The sequence below is a fragment of the Pseudomonas sp. ZT5P21 genome (assembly GCF_054897785.1).
On sequence record NZ_CM142705.1, the window covers coordinates 5,261,466 to 5,277,488 of the forward strand.

The following is a 16,023-nucleotide window of genomic DNA, read 5'->3' on the forward strand; positions in this document are numbered from 1 at the left end:
GGCAAGCAATGACTGAACACGTTCAAGTCGGTGGCCTGCAGGTCGCCAAAGTCCTGTTCGACTTCGTGAACAACGAAGCCATTCCCGGAACCGGCCTCACCGCCGACAAATTCTGGGCCGGTGCCGACAAGGTCATTCACGACCTGGCGCCGAAGAACAAAGCCCTACTCGCCAAACGCGATGATTTCCAGGCTCGTATCGACGGCTGGCACCAAGCGCGTGCCGGTCAGGCGCACGACGCCGTGGCTTATAAAGCCTTCCTGCAAGACATCGGTTATCTGCTGCCAGAAGCGGCTGATTTCCAGGCAACGACGCAAAACGTCGATGACGAAATCGCCCGCATGGCCGGCCCACAGCTCGTAGTACCGGTGATGAATGCCCGCTTCGCGCTCAACGCCTCGAACGCCCGTTGGGGTTCGTTGTACGACGCGCTCTACGGCACCGACGCCATCAGCGAAGCTGACGGCGCGGAAAAAGGCAAAGGCTACAACAAGGTTCGCGGCGACAAGGTCATCGCCTTCGCCCGCGCCTTCCTCGACGAAGCGGCACCATTGGCCGCCGGCTCTCACGTCGATTCCACCGGCTACAAGATCGTTGACGGCAAACTCGTCGTCGCCCTTAAAGGTGGCAGCAACAGCGGCCTGCGCAACGACGCGCAACTGATCGGCTTCCACGGCGATGCCGCTGCACCGACCGCGATCCTGCTGAAAAATAATGGCCTGCATTTCGAAATCCAGGTCGACGCCACCACCCCGGTCGGCCAGACCGACGCGGCCGGCGTCAAAGACATCCTGATGGAAGCCGCGCTGACTACCATCATGGACTGCGAAGACTCGGTCGCCGCCGTCGATGCAGATGACAAAGTGGTGATTTACCGCAACTGGCTCGGCCTGATGAAGGGCGATCTGTCGGAAGAAGTCGCCAAGGGCGGCAAGACCTTTACCCGCACCATGAATGCCGACCGCACCTACACCGGCGTCGATGGCAAGGAACTGAGCCTGCACGGTCGTTCGCTGTTGTTTGTGCGCAACGTTGGTCACCTGATGACCATCGATGCGATCCTCGACAATGATGGCAATGAAGTACCGGAAGGCATTCTCGACGGCCTGGTGACCAGCCTCGCAGCGATCCACAGCCTCAACGGCAACAGCTCGCGCAAGAACAGCCGCACGGGCTCGGTCTACATCGTCAAGCCGAAGATGCACGGCCCGGAAGAAGCCGCGTTCACCAACGAGTTGTTCGGCCGTATCGAAGATGCCCTCGACCTGCCGCGCAACACGCTGAAAGTCGGGATCATGGACGAGGAGCGCCGCACCACGGTCAACCTCAAGGCGTGCATCAAGGCGGCCAGCGAGCGTGTGGTGTTCATCAACACCGGTTTCCTCGACCGCACGGGCGATGAAATCCACACCTCCATGGAAGCCGGCCCGATGGTGCGCAAGGCGGACATGAAGGCTGAAAAGTGGATCGGCGCTTACGAGAACTGGAACGTCGATATCGGTTTGAGCACCGGCCTGCAAGGCCGCGCGCAGATCGGTAAAGGCATGTGGGCCATGCCCGACCTGATGGCGGCGATGCTCGAACAGAAAATCGCTCACCCTCTGGCCGGCGCGAACACCGCCTGGGTTCCATCGCCTACGGCGGCTGCGCTGCACGCTTTGCACTACCACAAGGTCGATGTGTTCGCCCGTCAGGCCGAACTGGCCAAACGTGCGCGCGCGTCGGTGGACGATATCCTGACCCTCCCGCTGGCCGTGAATCCGAGCTGGACCGCGGAACAGATCAAGAACGAACTGGACAACAACGCCCAGGGCATTCTCGGTTACGTGGTGCGTTGGATCGACCAAGGTGTTGGCTGCTCGAAAGTGCCGGACATCAACGACGTCGGCCTGATGGAAGACCGTGCCACGCTGCGGATTTCCAGCCAGCACATCGCCAACTGGCTGCGCCACGGCATCGTCACCGAAGAGCAAGTGATGGAAAGCCTCAAGCGCATGGCGCCGGTGGTTGACCGTCAGAACGCCAATGACGCGCTGTACCGCCCACTGGCACCGAACTTCGACAGCAACATCGCCTTCCAGGCGGCGGTCGAACTGGTGCTTGAAGGCACCAAACAGCCGAACGGCTACACCGAACCAGTTCTGCACCGTCGTCGTCGCGAGTTCAAGGCTGCGAATGGCCTGTAACTGAGCGTTGATGCTGGACAAAAAAAGGCCCTGATCTTCGGATCAGGGCCTTTTTTGTTTACGAATGCGATCACTTGTGGCGAGGGGATTTATCCCCGTTGGGTCGCGAAGTGACCCCTTGAATTTCTCCAGACCAATCGCATTCGCCGATTTTACGACTGCTTCGCAGCCGAACGGGGATAAATCCCCTCGCCACAAACAGCAATCAGCAATCAGCAATCAGCCAGCGCTACGGCGCCATCCCCAACTCATGCTTGACCAGTTCCAGCAGTCTGCCGGTATCAATGGGCTTGAGCAGAAAGTCCACCACGCTCAAATGCATGGCGGCGATCGCGTCCTTCACGTCGGCATCGCCGGTAACGATGATGATCGGCATGGCGGCCCGTACGGATTCACGCACTTTGCGGATCAACTCCAGGCCGTCAATGTGCCCCATCCGCAGATCTGTGATCACCAGACCGATCGAGGGTTTTTCGTTCAGCATCTTGAGGGCGGTTTCACCGCTGGCCGCAGTCATGCAACGAATACCATCCAGACCAAGAATTTCCGACAGCAGCTCACGCGCATCTTTATCGTCATCGACGATCAGCACCCGTTGCGGCGGCAGATCGGGTTCCAGCATGACGGCACTGAGCGCCTCGCGCTCGGCGTCACTTAAAATATCGTGGTCGGACATGGCTTTCTCTAAGTGTTCAATTCATTCCCTAGCACAGTGGTGAGACATCGCCAAGAAGACCTTCAATGTGCACTTTGTCGGATTTATTTACTGTAGGGGAAAAGATAGGTTCTTCCCAAGATTGCGTAAGGTATTTCCGAAATTTCATCTCTGAGAGGGCCGACCTAGACTTACGTCCAATGGGCACCCCGCGCGCGGGGGTCGACCATGGCTGAGTCATCCGACGACAACAATTCGAAAAAAAGACTGCGGTAATGGTTATGAGTAAAGCGGACGCTTTCACACAGGCAGGGAAAACCGCGGTGTTGCAGAACATCCAGGGCACTTTGCAATTCCTTCAACGTTTCCCGCCCTTCAATCAAATGGAACACGCACACCTGGCGTACCTGGTCGAACAATGCCAGCTCCGTTTTTATGCGCCTGGCGAAAACATCATCAAGCCCGCCGATGGCCCGGTTGAGCATTTTTACATCGTCAAACAAGGCCGCGTCGTGGGTGAACGTCCCCACACGGCCAAGGGCGGCACCGAAACCACCTTCGAAATCACCACCGGCGAATGCTTCCCCCTCGCCGCGCTGCTGGGTGAACGTGCAACGCGCACCGAACATCTGGCGGCCGAAGACACCTTTTGCCTACAGCTGAACAAGCTGGCGTTCATCAAATTGTTCGCGCTTTCCACTGCGTTTCGCGACTTTGCCCTACGTGGTGTCAGCAGCCTGCTGGATCAGGTCAACCAGCAAGTCCAGCAAAAAGCCGTGGAAACCCTTGGCACTCAGTATTCCCTCAACACCCGACTGGGTGAGTTGGCGATGCGTCATCCGGTGACGTGCAGCCCGATCACGCCGCTGCGAGAAGCGGTGACGCTGATGCATGAGCAACAGGTCGGCAGCATCGTGGTGGTCGATGAACACAAGGCGCCGCTGGGCATTTTCACCCTGCGCGACCTGCGCCATGTGGTGGCCGAAGGCACCAACGATTTCAATGAAGCCATCGAACGGCACATGACCCGGTCGCCGTTTTTCCTGACGCCGGATCACAGCGCCTTCGATGCAGCGATTGCCATGACCGAGCGGCATATCGCCCACGTTTGCCTGGTCAAGGATCAGCGTCTGTGCGGCGTGGTCTCGGAGCGTGACCTGTTTTCCCTGCAACGGGTTGATCTGGTGCATCTGGCGCGCACCATCCGCAGCGCCCAGCGCGTGGAAAACCTGGTGGCACTGCGCGGCGAAATCGGTCAATTGGTGGAGCGCATGCTGGCCCACGGCGCGTCTTCTACCCAGATCACCCACATCATCACCCTGCTCAACGATCACACCGTATGTCGGGTGATCGAACTGACCCTCGCTGAAAAAGGCGACCCCGGCGTGCCTTTCAGCTGGCTGTGTTTCGGCAGCGAAGGCCGCCGCGAGCAAACGCTGCACACCGATCAGGACAACGGCATTCTGTTCGAAGCCCGGGACGCGGCGCACGCCGCCGAGATTCGCGGCAAGCTGCTGCCCATCGCTCAACAGATCAACCAGAGCCTGGCGCTCTGCGGTTTTACCCTGTGCAAGGGCAACATCATGGCCGGCAACCCCGAGCTGTGTTTGTCCCGGGCCGAATGGGCGCGGCGTTTTTCGGCGTTTATCCGTGAAGCGACGCCGGAAAACCTGCTGGGTTCAAGCATTTATTTCGACCTGCGCGTGGTCTGGGGCGACGAACAAAGCTGCGATCAGGTGCGTCGGGGGATACTCGATCAAGTCGCCGACAACCGACTGTTCCAGCGAATGATGGCCGAAAACGCCTTGCGCAACCGTCCGCCCGTAGGGCGTTTCCGCGAGTTCGTGCTAGCACGCAAGAATGGCGAGAAGGCGACGCTGGATCTGAAAGTCCAAGGCCTGACGCCCTTTGTCGACGGCGCCCGATTGCTGGCGCTGGCCCACGGCATCGAGGCCAACAATACGCTGGAGCGCTTTCGCCAACTGGTCGAAAAAGCGGTCATCGAGCGGCTGGACGGCGCGGCCTATGAAGAGGCGTATCACTTCATTCAGCAAACGCGCATGCAGCAACATCAGCTACAGACTCGAGAGAATTTGCCCTACTCCAACCGGGTCGATCCCGACAGCCTTAATCATCTGGACCGACGGATCCTGCGTGAATCCCTGCGCCAGGCGCAACGCCTGCAAAGCAGCCTGAGCCTGCGGTATCAGCTATGAGCCTGTTTTCATGGCTGCGCCCGGTGGGTCCGATGTTATCCGGCGATTTGCAGCAACGTCTGATAGCCTTGCCGGCGGGCGCCGAGCTGAGTGACTGCAGCCTGCGCGAACAGCGTTGGGTGGTGCTGGACCTGGAAACCACCGGCTTGAATCTGAACAAGGATCGGGTGTTGTCCATCGGCGCGGTGGTCATTGAAGACGGCGCGATCGACTTCAGTCAGCAGTTCGAACGTACCCTGCAATGTACCGATATGAAAGTGGCGCCCAGCGTGTTGATTCACGGATTGGGCCCTAGCGCGATTGCTGCCGGCAGTGATCCGGTGCAGGCCCTGGTCGAGTTCATGGAGTTTGTCGGCGATAGCCCGGTGCTGGCGTTTCATGCGCCGTTCGATCAGCACATGCTCGGGCGCGCATTGAAAGATCATCTGGGCTACAAGCTGCAACATCCGTTTCTGGATGTGGCGGATCTCGCCCCGCTGCTGTGTCCTCAGGCGCACATTCGCGAGGCGGGGCTGGATGAGTGGATCAACTGGTTCAAGCTCGAAGTGTTCGAGCGTCATAACGCCAGCGCCGATGCGCTGGCGACCGCGGAACTGGCGTTGATCCTGTTCAGTCGGGCGCGGCAGCAGCAGATTCATAGTCCGTTGAATTTGCAGCAGCGGTTGAGTCAGTGGAAGCGTAGACAGCGCGCGCCGTCCTTCTAACAATCCTGGCCCACTGTAGGAGCGAGCTTGCTCGCGAAAAACGCCAACGATAACGCGTTCATTCTGGATGAACGTGCCGCCCTTCAAGTTCTTCGCGAGCAAGCTCGCTCCCACAGGGTCCTTCGCGGTTTCCCACCTGACCAGTGGCCAATTGCTTACCTCCCCCGCCTCTGCCACAATCGCGAACAATTCTCGTTAGTTAACACTTCCCAATCGGTGATACTGCGTGTCGTCAGTCCAAAGCCCCCACAGTGAGCTCGTCGGTGCGTTATATCGCGACCACCGCAGTTGGCTATTGGCCTGGCTTCGACGCAATGTAGCCTGTCCGCAACGGGCCGAAGACCTGAGTCATGACACCTTCGTGCGGTTGCTGGGTCGTGATCAATTGAACGAACCGCGCGAACCCCGGGCGTTTCTGGTGGCGATTGCCAAGGGCCTGCTGTACGACTATTTCCGCCGCGCCGCGCTGGAGCAGGCCTACCTCACTGAACTGATGCTGATTCCCGAAGGCGAGCAACCGTCGGTCGAAGACCAGCAAATGATCCTCGAAGACCTGAAAAACATCGATCGCCTGCTCGGCAAGCTTTCGAGCAAAGCCCGGGCGGCCTTTCTCTACAACCGGCTCGACGGCCTCGGTCACGCGGCCATCGCCGAGCGCCTGGGCGTGTCCGTGCCGCGAGTACGCCAGTACCTGGCTCAGGGCATTCGTCAGTGCTACATCGCTTTGTACGGTGAGCCCGTATGAACCCGATCAGTTCCAAACCGGTCTCGGCGCAGGTGCTGGACGCGGCGATTGCCTGGCAATTGTCGCTGGATTCCGGGAACCCGGTGGAGCGCGAAGAGTTCGCCAAATGGCACGCTGCCCACGAAGAGCACGCCCGCGCCTGGCGCCAGTTAAGCATGCTCGACCAGCGTTTCAGTGTAGCCAGCGGCCCGGCTCGCACCGCGTTGCTGCAATCGCGTGAAAGCATTCGCCGACGGGTGCGCAAACTAGGCAGTGGCGTGGCGAGCATCGTAGCGGTGATTGGCCTGGCGCTGTTCGCCGGCGAGCGTTATCTGCCGGTCGACTATTGGCTGGCCGATCAGCGCACCGCCACCGGCGAGCAACGCACCTTGCGCCTGAGCGACGGCACCGTAATCAACCTCAACACCCACAGTGCCGTGGACGTGCGTTTTGATGAGAAGCAGCGTCGGGTGATTCTTCAGGACGGAGAAATCCTCGTCGAAACCGGTCACGGCGATGCCCGCCCGTTTATCGTCGAAACCCGCGAAGGCAGCCTGCGCGCACTGGGCACGCGATTCCTGGTCAAGCGCGAGGAAAACGGCACGCGCCTGAGTGTGTTGAAGTCCGCGGTGGCCGCCCATCCCGAGTCGGGCACTGAAGAACAGATTCTGCGCGAGGGCCAGCAGGTGCTGATGCGCAACAATGGCCTCGGACCCATCCTTGGGCTCAACCACGGCGCCGATGCCTGGATCCGCGGCATGCTGGTGGTGGACAACACGCGGCTGGAGGACCTGGTTCACGAGCTTGGACGCTATCGCCGCGGACATCTGGGCGTTGCGCCAGAGATCGCCGACTTGCGGATTACCGGCAGCTTTCCGTTGCACGATATCGATCTGGCATTGAGTGCGCTGTTGCCGACACTGCCGGTGCAGATCGAGCGGCACACGGCATGGTGGGTAAGGGTGGCAAAGGCTGATACCAAGCCCTGATGTTTTCGGTGTCTGACACAACGCCTGCCTCACCGCAAATCGTGAATCTAAATTATTTTCATCCAGCCCTATCACTTTTGGTTTTTCGTTCGGCACCTAGGCAATTGAGAAGTATTCCCTTTCAGGAGCCGCTGTATGTCCCGTTCGCTAGACACCTTGTTGCGCCCCAGTTTGCTGGCGGTCGCCATTGCCCTTTGCTCCCCTCTGGCCAGCAGCCAACTGATCGCCGCTGAACAGGCATCTAGCGTGCTCGCTTACAACTTGCCGGCTGCGCCCTTGGCCAGCACCTTGAACCAGATCGCCAGCCAGTCAGGCCTCGCGCTGTCGCTGAATCCGTCGCTGGCGGCGGGCAAGACGTCGGCACCGGTCAACGGCCAGTACGATGCGGCCGGCGCCTTGCGGGCCGCGTTGCGCGGCACCGGCCTGCAACTGGAACAGAGCAACACCGGCACCTACAGCCTGGTGGCCGTGCCTGAAGGCGTGATGGCTTTGCCGGAAACCGCTGTTATCGGCGTGGAAAACACTGAAAGTGCCTGGGGTCCGGTCGAAGGTTACGTGGCCACGCGTACCGCCGCCGGCACCAAGACTGATACCGCGCTGGTCGAAGCGCCGCGTTCGATCTCAGTCGCTACGCGCCAGCAAATGGAAGATCGCGGTGTACAAAACCTCGATGACGCCGTGCGTTACATGCCCGGCATCGTCGCCAGCAGCTACGGCAGCGACACCCGCGCCGACTGGCTCCGCGTGCGCGGTTTCGAACCGACTCAGTTTCTCGATGGCTTGCCGCTGCCAAAAGGCTCCTACGCCAACCCGAAACAGGAAACCTGGAACCTCGATCGCCTCGCTCTACTGCGCGGCCCGGCCTCGTCGGTGTATGGCCAGACCCCGCCGGGCGGCTTGCTGGACATGGTCAGCCGCCGTCCCAGTGCTGAATCGAGCAGCGAAATCCAGCTGCAATACGGCAGCGACAATTACCGCCAGATCAACTTCGCCAGCACCGGCAAGATCGATGACGAAGGCCGGTTTCTCTACGGTCTGAGCGGTGTCGTGCGCGACGCCGGCACCCAGATCGATCACGTCGACAACAAGCGCTACAACATCGCACCCAGCCTGACGTGGAACATCGACGAAGACACCAAATTCACCCTGCTCACGCAATTCACCCGCGACGATACCGGCATCACAAGTCAGTTCCTGCCGGTGCAGGGCACCAAAATCGACATGCCTTTTGGTGATGTTTCCCACCATAAAAACCTCGGCGATCCGAACTGGGAATATTACGACCGCACTTACTACGCGTTGGGCTATGCGTTCGAGCATCGCTTGAACGATGTCTGGCAGTTCAAACAGAACTTGCGTTATACAAAATCAGACCTGTCCTTCCAGGCACTCACTGTCGGTTCGTACCCGTTTACCCAGGTTGACGATCAGGGCAACGTTGGCCGTTCCAGCACCAGCGTCGACGAAGACATCAGCCAGTTCGCCGTGGACAACAACTTCCAGGCCGATTTCGCCACTGGCGACATCCGCCACACCCTGCTGCTCGGCCTCGACCACCAGCGCATCAACACCAATTACACCTCGATCTTCGGCAACGGCCTGACCACCAACGTCAACAACCCGATCTATGGCCAGCCAATCGTTCGCCCGCCACGCTCCGCCGCCTTCTACGATTACAACCAGAAGACCTACCAGACCGGCCTGTACCTGCAGGATCAAATGTCCCTCGACAACTGGCGCCTGACGCTCGGTGGGCGTGAGGACTGGGTACACACCGGCACCCAATTCTTCAACAGGAACGACGCCACCAACACCGAACGCAGCAAGAATTTCAGTGGCAATGCGGCGCTCAGCTATGTCTTCGACTCGGGCTTCGTGCCGTACCTGTCCTACGCCGAATCCTTCCAGCCCACCACTGGCGCAACAGCCTCTACGACCGAAACGTTCAAACCCACCGAGGGCAAACAGTGGGAACTGGGCATCAAGTACCAGCCACCGGGCAGCAACACGCTGCTCAGCGCGGCGGTGTATGACTTGACCCAGAAAAACGTGTCGGCCACGACCACCGTGGGTGCCGTGTCGGTCACCAGCCAGACCGGCGAAGTGAAAGTCAAAGGCCTCGAATTGGAAGCCGTTTCCGACGTCACCGACAACCTGAAGATCATCGCCGCCTACACCCTGGCAAAATCCGAGGTGCAGAAAGGCGATTTCAAAGGCAATCGTCTGCAACTGATGCCGAACCAACAGGCTTCGCTGTGGGCCGATTACACCTGGCACAACGGCGTCCTGGATGGCTTCGGCATCGGCGCCGGCGCGCGTTATACCGGCAACACCTACGGCGATCAGGGCAACACCTGGCTGGGCAAGGCTGACGCCTACACCCTATTCGACGCGGCGGTTCACTACGACCTGGGCCGTCTGGACAACAGCTTGAAAGGCGCCTCGGTGGCGCTGAACGCGACCAACCTGCTGAACAAGGATTACATCTCCACCTGTGACGGCTTTTACTGCTACTACGGCGACCTGCGCAGTGTCGTCGCCAGTGCAACGTACAAGTGGTAATCGCTTGATTGATACGCGCTGTGATCAGGCCGTCCTTCGTGGACGGCTTTGGTATTTGTGAAGGCTATGAAATGAAAAGCAAAACGATTCGCCGCTGGTCCTTCGTCCACACCTGGACCAGCCTGATCTGCACCGTGTTCCTGCTGATGCTGGCACTCACCGGCCTGCCGTTGATCTTCCACCACGAGATCGACCATCTGCTGGGCGATGCCGCCGAGCTCAAGCAAATGCCCGCCGACACGCCGCAGCTGAATTTGCAGCAATTGGTGCAGGCGGCTGAAAAACATCGTCCGGGCGAGGTCGTGCAATATTTTGGCTACGAGGATGATGAGCCCAACGGCGTGGTCGCGATCATGGCGCCCACCGCTGGCACCGAACCCAACTCGTCCCACACCTTCATGCTTGACGCCCGCACCGGCGAAGCGCTGGAAATGCCGTCGGCCAACGGCGGCTTCATGATGGTCATGCTGCGCCTGCACGTGGACATGTTTGCCGGCCTGCCGGGCAAGCTGCTGTTGGCGTTCATGGGCATATTGTTCGTGGTGGCCATCGTGTCCGGGACGGTGTTGTACCTGCCGTTCATGCGTCGCCTGAAATTCGCCACCGTGCGCCAGGACAAGTCCGCCCGTCTGCGCTGGCTCGACCTGCACAACCTGATCGGCGTGGTCACCTTGACCTGGGCGCTGGTGGTCGGCCTCACCGGCGTCATCAGTGCTTGCGCCGACCTGCTGATCGCCGCGTGGCGCAACGACAGCCTGAGCGCGATGGTCGCGCCGTACAGCGATGCACCGCCGCTGACGCACCTGGCGCCGGCGACCCGCTTGCTCGACATCGCCAAAGAAGTCGCGCTCGACATGCAGCCGGACTTCATAGCGTTCCCTGGCACGCGGTTTTCCAGCGAACACCATTACGCCGTGTTCATGAAGGGCAGCTCGCATCTGACGTCGCACTTGCTGACGCCGGTGCTGATCGACGCCAGCACCCTGCAAGTCACCGCCGTGGCTGAAAGACCGTGGTACATGGATGCCATGGGTATGTCGCAGCCTTTGCACTTCGGCGATTACGGCGGCATGCCGATGAAAATCCTTTGGGCGGCGCTGGATGTGCTGACCATCATCGTGCTCGGCAGCGGGGTCTATCTGTGGGTGGTGCGGCGCAAGGCAGCCAATCCGGTGCTGGAACCTGCCGGGGCGATAACATGAGGCCGAGGCAGTCGAACTTCTGGAAGGTCTTCGCCACGCCTACGGTCATCGCGCTGCTCAGTGCGGCCGGGCTATTTGCCGCATTGCTCGGAAACGGTGTGTGGGATGCCCTGAGCTGGCTGGGTCTGGGCGTTCCGGCCGTCCTGGCCTTGCGCGGAATGCTCCAGCGCCGCAAATCCCTGTAGGCGGCGGATCAACGCGCTATGCTCCGGACACTGTCCACCGACCGAGATGCTGCCATGTCCGCCCCCAGCATGACCCTCTACCACAACCCGTTGTCGCCCTTCGTTCGTAAAGTCATGGTGTTGCTGCACGAAACCGGTCAGCAAGACCGCGTCGCTCTGCAAAACTGTGTGCTGACCCCGATCGCTCCGGACCTGACCCTTATCGACGACAATCCACTGAGCAAGATACCGGCCCTGCGCCTTGCCGACGGCACCGTCATTCACGACAGCCGTGTAATCCTCGAATACCTCGACCACCAACACGTCGGTAATCCGCTGATCCCCCGAGAAGGCTCGGCCCGCTGGCGCCGTCTGACGCTGGCCTCAATGGCCGACGGGATCATGGACGCGGCGGTGCTGATTCGCTACGAAGTCGCCCTGCGCGCTCCGGAAAAACACTGGGACGAGTGGCTCGACGGCCAACGCGACAAGATTCGCCGCGCTTTGGCGTTGCTGGAAAAAGAGGCGATTGCCGAGCTGACCAGTCATTTCGATGTGGCGGCGATCAGTGTTGCGTGTGCGCTGGGTTACCTGGATTTGCGCCATCCGGATCTGGCATGGCGCGAGGTGAATCCACAGCTGGCTGGCTGGTATTTTGAAGTCAGTCAGCGGCCTTCGATGCTGGCGACGATGCCGAAGATCTAGATTTTCGCTGAATGTGCCGGCCTCATCGCGAGCAAGCTCGCTCCCACACTTGATCGATGGTTTTCACATATTTTGTGTTCAAAATAGATCCTTTGTGGGAGCGAGCTTGCTCGCGATGGCGCCACACCGGATCAACCGGAAACAACCCAAAAATCAGCGTCGCCAACACCTCCCCTTCCCGCTGATCCTCGCGCAACCCCAACAACCGGCTCATTTCACCACCCCGATATCAAACTCCAGCGGTTTGGCTGCTTTCTGCCCGATGCCGTACCAGTCCAATCTGCGGGTCAGCACCATGAACACGCCGAGCAAGCCGAACAGCAGCAGCGACCCCATCAGCAGCGCGTAATCCTCTGCACTCAACAAGCCATAAAGCAGGCCATACAGCGCCGCCAATCCCGCTGAAAAACTCAAGCCGTGACGTACGCTGCGCAGCACGTGGCAGACATAGAAACCGATCAGCAACACGCAACCGCTGGCTGACAACAGGTACGCCAGGGCAAAGCCGATGTGCTCGGACAGCGACAGCAACAGCAGGTAGAAGAACGCCAACGCCACGCCCACCAGTGCGTACTGCATGGGGTGCACCGCCAAGCTTTTCAGGACTTCGAAGAGAAAGAAACCGGCGAAGGTCAGGACGATGAACAGCAGTGCATATTTGATTGCCCGGTCGCTTTTCAGGTACTGGTCCACCGGATCGATGAAGCTCACGCCAAAGCTGCGGCCGTTGAAGGCTTCACAGTCGTTGCCGGATACACAGCGACTCAGCGCTTCTTGCAGGTTCGTGGAGAAAAACGTTGTCTGCCAGTTGGCCGTGAAGCCCTGATCGGAGACTTCACGCTGGGCCGGCAGGTAGTTGCCGATGAAGCTTGGATGCGGCCAGTTGGCGGCCAGCGAGACTTGGCTGACCTTGCCCACCGGAAGCACCTGTAACTGACCCGTGCCTTGCAGCCGCAGATCGAAACCGAAGGTCAGCTCCGTCGCTTGTTTGACATCCAGCGCTGGCAACGTCACATGCACGCCCTCGCCCAGCCAGCCCACCTGGCTGCCAGGAATGAAGTCCAGCCGCTGGTCGTTGAGCTCCAGTTTCAACGCATTCTCGATGCCACGAATGTCGCTGATTCCGACCGATAGGAACGGCTGGTCGAACTGGTAGTCGGCGAAGTCTTCCTTGATGCCCAACTGCGCCGGGATCGAGAAGTGCCCGCTGATGCGGTTATCGGCATGGAACAGCCGCGCCTCGTAAATGCCCCGGGCGCGCAGTTCGGTCTGAACCTGGCCGTCGAGTTCGAAACGTTCCGGCAGGAAATACAACCGGCCGCGTTCTTCCCCGACTTCCTGATAACGTTCGTTGGTTTTTTCGTTGAGTTTCCAGGTGCGCACCACTTTGCGATACGGCACCACCATCAACGGCCCGCTCAGTCGCTGGCTGTAGCTGGAACTGCGCGCGATGTCTTCGAGCACACCGTCGCGCAGTTGCTGACGGTCCTGGATCACGCCGTTGATCATCAACAGCGGGATCAGCAGCAACAGAATCAAAAGGGCAATGGCCCCGAGTTTTAGGATCAGATTTCGGTTCATGAGACTCTCCCTGTTTGGATGGGGAGAGTCTGGGATCGGTGTGTGGGGGTTTTGTGAGAGGAATGTGGAGTTTATGTGGTGTCTGGGCTGACCCCATCGCGAGCAAGCCCGCTCCCACATGGGTTCTGCGGTAAATACAAAACCTGAGCACCCCACAGATAAACTGTGGGAGCGAGTTTGCTCGCGATTGGCCGCGACTCGGTTCTAAGCCAGGCGCAATGTCACCTCGACACCACCCTCGACATTGCCAATGCTCAATGTCCCGCCATGCAACTTCACCACTTCCTCAACAAAGTTAAGCCCCAATCCCGTGCTCTTGCGTCCACTGTCCGGACGCGGCAAAGAATAGAAGCGCTCACTCAATCGCGGCAGCGCGTAGTCGGGAATGGCTTCTGCCTGGTTGAACAGTTTGAGTTCGGCCTGCTCCCCGATCCTCTTCGCGCTGAATCTCAGCGCGCCGTTTGCAGGTGTGAAATCCAACGCATTTTCCAGCAGATTGCCCAGCGCCTGACGCAACAGAAACGGCTCGCCAGTGATCGCCAGATCCGCTGGAATCGCCTGATGCACGCGCAACTGCTTGCCTTCGATGCGCCCGGCCTGAGCATTCAGCAGTTCATCCACCAGATCCGCTAACGGCACCGCTACCCGCTCTTCCAGCCCTTGGCGCTGTTCAACCTGAGCCAGATTCAGCAGTCGCTCGATCAACTGCTGCATCCGCACACTTTCGCTGTCGATGTTGCTGACGAAACGCTGCCGCTGGTCCGCCGGCATCTCCCCCTGCAGCAACTCCGCCGCGCCGCGAATCGCCGCCAGCGGGCTTTTCAATTCATGAGTCAGGGTATGCACGTAACGCTCGACATAGGCCTTGCCTTCGAGCTGCGTGCGCATCTGCTCAACCGCAGTCGCCAGTTGCTCCATCTCGCCGCCGCGATAGTGCGGAACCTCGACCCGCCGGCCTTCGCTCACGGCTTTGGCATAAGCGGTCAAGCGCCGCAGCGCCGCGCTCAGCCACCACGACAGCAGCGCGCCGAACAGCAGACCAAGGCCGATCAGCCCGGCGCCATACGCGAACAATCGACGCTCGGTGCGATCGACGTAAGGCTGCAACGAGCTGTTGGGTTTGGCTACGGTGACCACGCCAATGATCCGGCCGTTATCGCGAATCGGCGCGCCAACGTGCATCACCGAAGAGTTGGCATCGTTTGGATCGCTGCGACTGGAGCGGGCGCCGTACTCGCCACGCAGGGTCAGCAAAACGTCGTTCCAGCGCGAGTAATCCTGGCCCACCGCCGCACCGCTGGAATCCAGCACCACGATACCCTTCGCGTCGGTGACGTAGATACGGTGGTTGACCTGATTCTTCGCCAGCCCCCAGATGTTCGCCTTCGGTTGCCGCTCGCCATAGGCCCTGAGCAGTTCCGGCCAGCGGTTCTGGTTGAGAGTGCCGGCCTTGAAGTCGTCGCGCAGGATTTCGGCCATCAGGTTGGCAGTGTCGACCAGTGTTTCCTCGGTGGACTGACGGACGCCGGGGCGGATTTCTTCCATCACGGTGCTGAGCACGAAGTAACCGGTCAGGCCGATGAACAGCACATAGACCAGGAAAATCCGAATCCCCAATGGCATCAGCTGTGTCCCGGGCTGTAGCTGTAACCGATCCCGCGATGGGTCTGGATCGGTTCGGCGTCACCCTTCACCAGACGCAACTTGGCGCGCACGCTCTTGATGTGGCTGTCGATACTGCGCTCGTAACCGGCATCGGCGGCAACGCCTAGCGCATCGAGCAATTGCTCGCGACTGAAGACGCGTTCGGGTTGTTCGAGCAGGCACTGCAGCAGACGGAACTCGTGACGCGTCAAGGTCAGCAACTGGCCGCGGTAGCTGATCTGCACTCGCTCGCTGTCAATGCGAAACAGTACCGAACCAGCCTCGACCGCTGCGCGCGGCACCATGCGTTTGAGGATGGCCCGGACGCGCGCCGCCACTTCCCGTGGGCTGAACGGCTTGACCACGTAATCGTCGGCGCCGATTTCCAGGCCCACGACCCGATCGATTTCCGCATCCCGGGCGCTGAGGAAAATGACCGGCACTTCGCTGAAACGCCGTAGTTGTTTACAGGTTTCGAAGCCGCTGATGTCCGGCAGGCCGATGTCGAGAATGATCAGATCGGCCGGCGTCTGCCGCTGAAACTCCAGCGCGGCGGCCCCAAGACTCAGCCACGTCGTGGTGAATCCTTCGCCCTGCAAGGCGAAAATCAGGGTGTCGGCAATGGCCGCTTCGTCTTCGACAATCAGGATATGAGGCATGGCGTCCGAGCCCGGCAGTTGGGTGGGCGAAC

Annotated in this window: 14 protein-coding genes; 9 read left to right on the forward strand and 5 right to left on the reverse strand. The window is 60.0% G+C overall.

Features of this window, described 5'->3' with window-relative positions; genetic code table 11:
- Positions 1-8: 8 nt before the first annotated feature.
- Positions 9-2,186 (forward strand): malate synthase G, encoded by a 2,178-nt coding sequence (locus tag ACYZT9_RS24535; RefSeq protein ID WP_462007776.1) that lies wholly within the window; start codon positions 9-11, stop codon positions 2,184-2,186.
- Positions 2,187-2,415: 229 nt separating this feature from the next.
- On the opposite strand, the gene ACYZT9_RS24540 is transcribed toward ACYZT9_RS24535, so the two are convergent.
- On the reverse strand, positions 2,416-2,862 hold the full coding sequence (locus tag ACYZT9_RS24540; RefSeq protein ID WP_462007777.1) for a response regulator: 447 nt from the start codon (positions 2,860-2,862) through the stop codon (positions 2,416-2,418).
- Positions 2,863-3,116: 254 nt separating this feature from the next.
- Here ACYZT9_RS24540 and ACYZT9_RS24545 point away from each other — a divergent pair, with 254 nt between their 5' ends.
- The 8 genes from ACYZT9_RS24545 to ACYZT9_RS24580 all read left to right on the forward strand — a co-directional run bounded on the left by ACYZT9_RS24545 (position 3,117) and on the right by ACYZT9_RS24580 (position 12,107).
- A complete protein-coding gene (locus ACYZT9_RS24545; RefSeq protein WP_462007778.1) occupies positions 3,117-5,057 on the forward strand; it encodes a putative nucleotidyltransferase substrate binding domain-containing protein in 1,941 nt (646 codons plus the stop codon).
- Positions 5,054-5,761, forward strand: a complete 708-nt coding sequence (locus ACYZT9_RS24550; protein WP_462007779.1) for a 3'-5' exonuclease — start codon at positions 5,054-5,056, stop codon at positions 5,759-5,761. Before ACYZT9_RS24545 ends, ACYZT9_RS24550 begins: the two co-directional genes overlap by 4 nt.
- Positions 5,762-5,987: 226 nt before the next feature.
- Entirely contained in the window at positions 5,988-6,506 is a 519-nt protein-coding gene (locus tag ACYZT9_RS24555) for an RNA polymerase sigma factor (protein ID WP_462007780.1), read from the forward strand.
- Positions 6,503-7,474 (forward strand): FecR domain-containing protein, encoded by a 972-nt coding sequence (locus ACYZT9_RS24560; RefSeq protein ID WP_462007781.1) that lies wholly within the window; start codon positions 6,503-6,505, stop codon positions 7,472-7,474. Before ACYZT9_RS24555 ends, ACYZT9_RS24560 begins: the two co-directional genes overlap by 4 nt.
- Before the next feature lie 135 nt (positions 7,475-7,609).
- Entirely contained in the window at positions 7,610-10,036 is a 2,427-nt protein-coding gene (locus ACYZT9_RS24565; RefSeq protein ID WP_462007782.1) for a TonB-dependent siderophore receptor, read from the forward strand.
- A 71-nt stretch (positions 10,037-10,107) separates the two neighbouring features.
- Positions 10,108-11,238 (forward strand): PepSY-associated TM helix domain-containing protein, encoded by a 1,131-nt coding sequence (locus ACYZT9_RS24570; protein ID WP_462007783.1) that lies wholly within the window; start codon positions 10,108-10,110, stop codon positions 11,236-11,238.
- Positions 11,235-11,423 carry a hypothetical protein gene (locus tag ACYZT9_RS24575; RefSeq protein WP_462007784.1) on the forward strand — a complete coding sequence of 63 codons (189 nt, stop codon included), beginning with the start codon at positions 11,235-11,237 and terminating at the stop codon, positions 11,421-11,423. The genes ACYZT9_RS24570 and ACYZT9_RS24575 overlap by 4 nt, the downstream gene beginning before the upstream one ends.
- A 54-nt stretch (positions 11,424-11,477) precedes the next feature.
- Positions 11,478-12,107, forward strand: coding sequence for a glutathione S-transferase (locus ACYZT9_RS24580; RefSeq protein WP_462007785.1), 630 nt, complete (start codon positions 11,478-11,480; stop codon positions 12,105-12,107).
- A 22-nt stretch (positions 12,108-12,129) separates the two neighbouring features.
- Here ACYZT9_RS24580 and ACYZT9_RS24585 read toward each other — a convergent pair whose 3' ends face one another.
- From ACYZT9_RS24585 to creB, 4 genes are all read right to left on the reverse strand, one after another.
- A complete protein-coding gene (locus tag ACYZT9_RS24585) occupies positions 12,130-12,321 on the reverse strand; it encodes a hypothetical protein (RefSeq protein WP_462007786.1) in 192 nt (63 codons plus the stop codon).
- The gene (creD, locus tag ACYZT9_RS24590; protein WP_462007787.1) at positions 12,318-13,688 is read right to left on the reverse strand and encodes a cell envelope integrity protein CreD; all 1,371 of its coding nucleotides are present in this window, start codon (positions 13,686-13,688) and stop codon (positions 12,318-12,320) included. The genes ACYZT9_RS24585 and creD overlap by 4 nt, the downstream gene beginning before the upstream one ends.
- 204 nt (positions 13,689-13,892) lie before the next feature.
- Complete coding sequence (creC, locus tag ACYZT9_RS24595; RefSeq protein WP_462007788.1) at positions 13,893-15,311, reverse strand: two-component system sensor histidine kinase CreC; 1,419 nt, start codon at positions 15,309-15,311, stop codon at positions 13,893-13,895.
- A complete protein-coding gene (creB, locus tag ACYZT9_RS24600; protein ID WP_462007789.1) occupies positions 15,311-15,991 on the reverse strand; it encodes a two-component system response regulator CreB in 681 nt (226 codons plus the stop codon). Before creB ends, creC begins: the two co-directional genes overlap by 1 nt.
- Positions 15,992-16,023 lie beyond the last annotated feature (32 nt).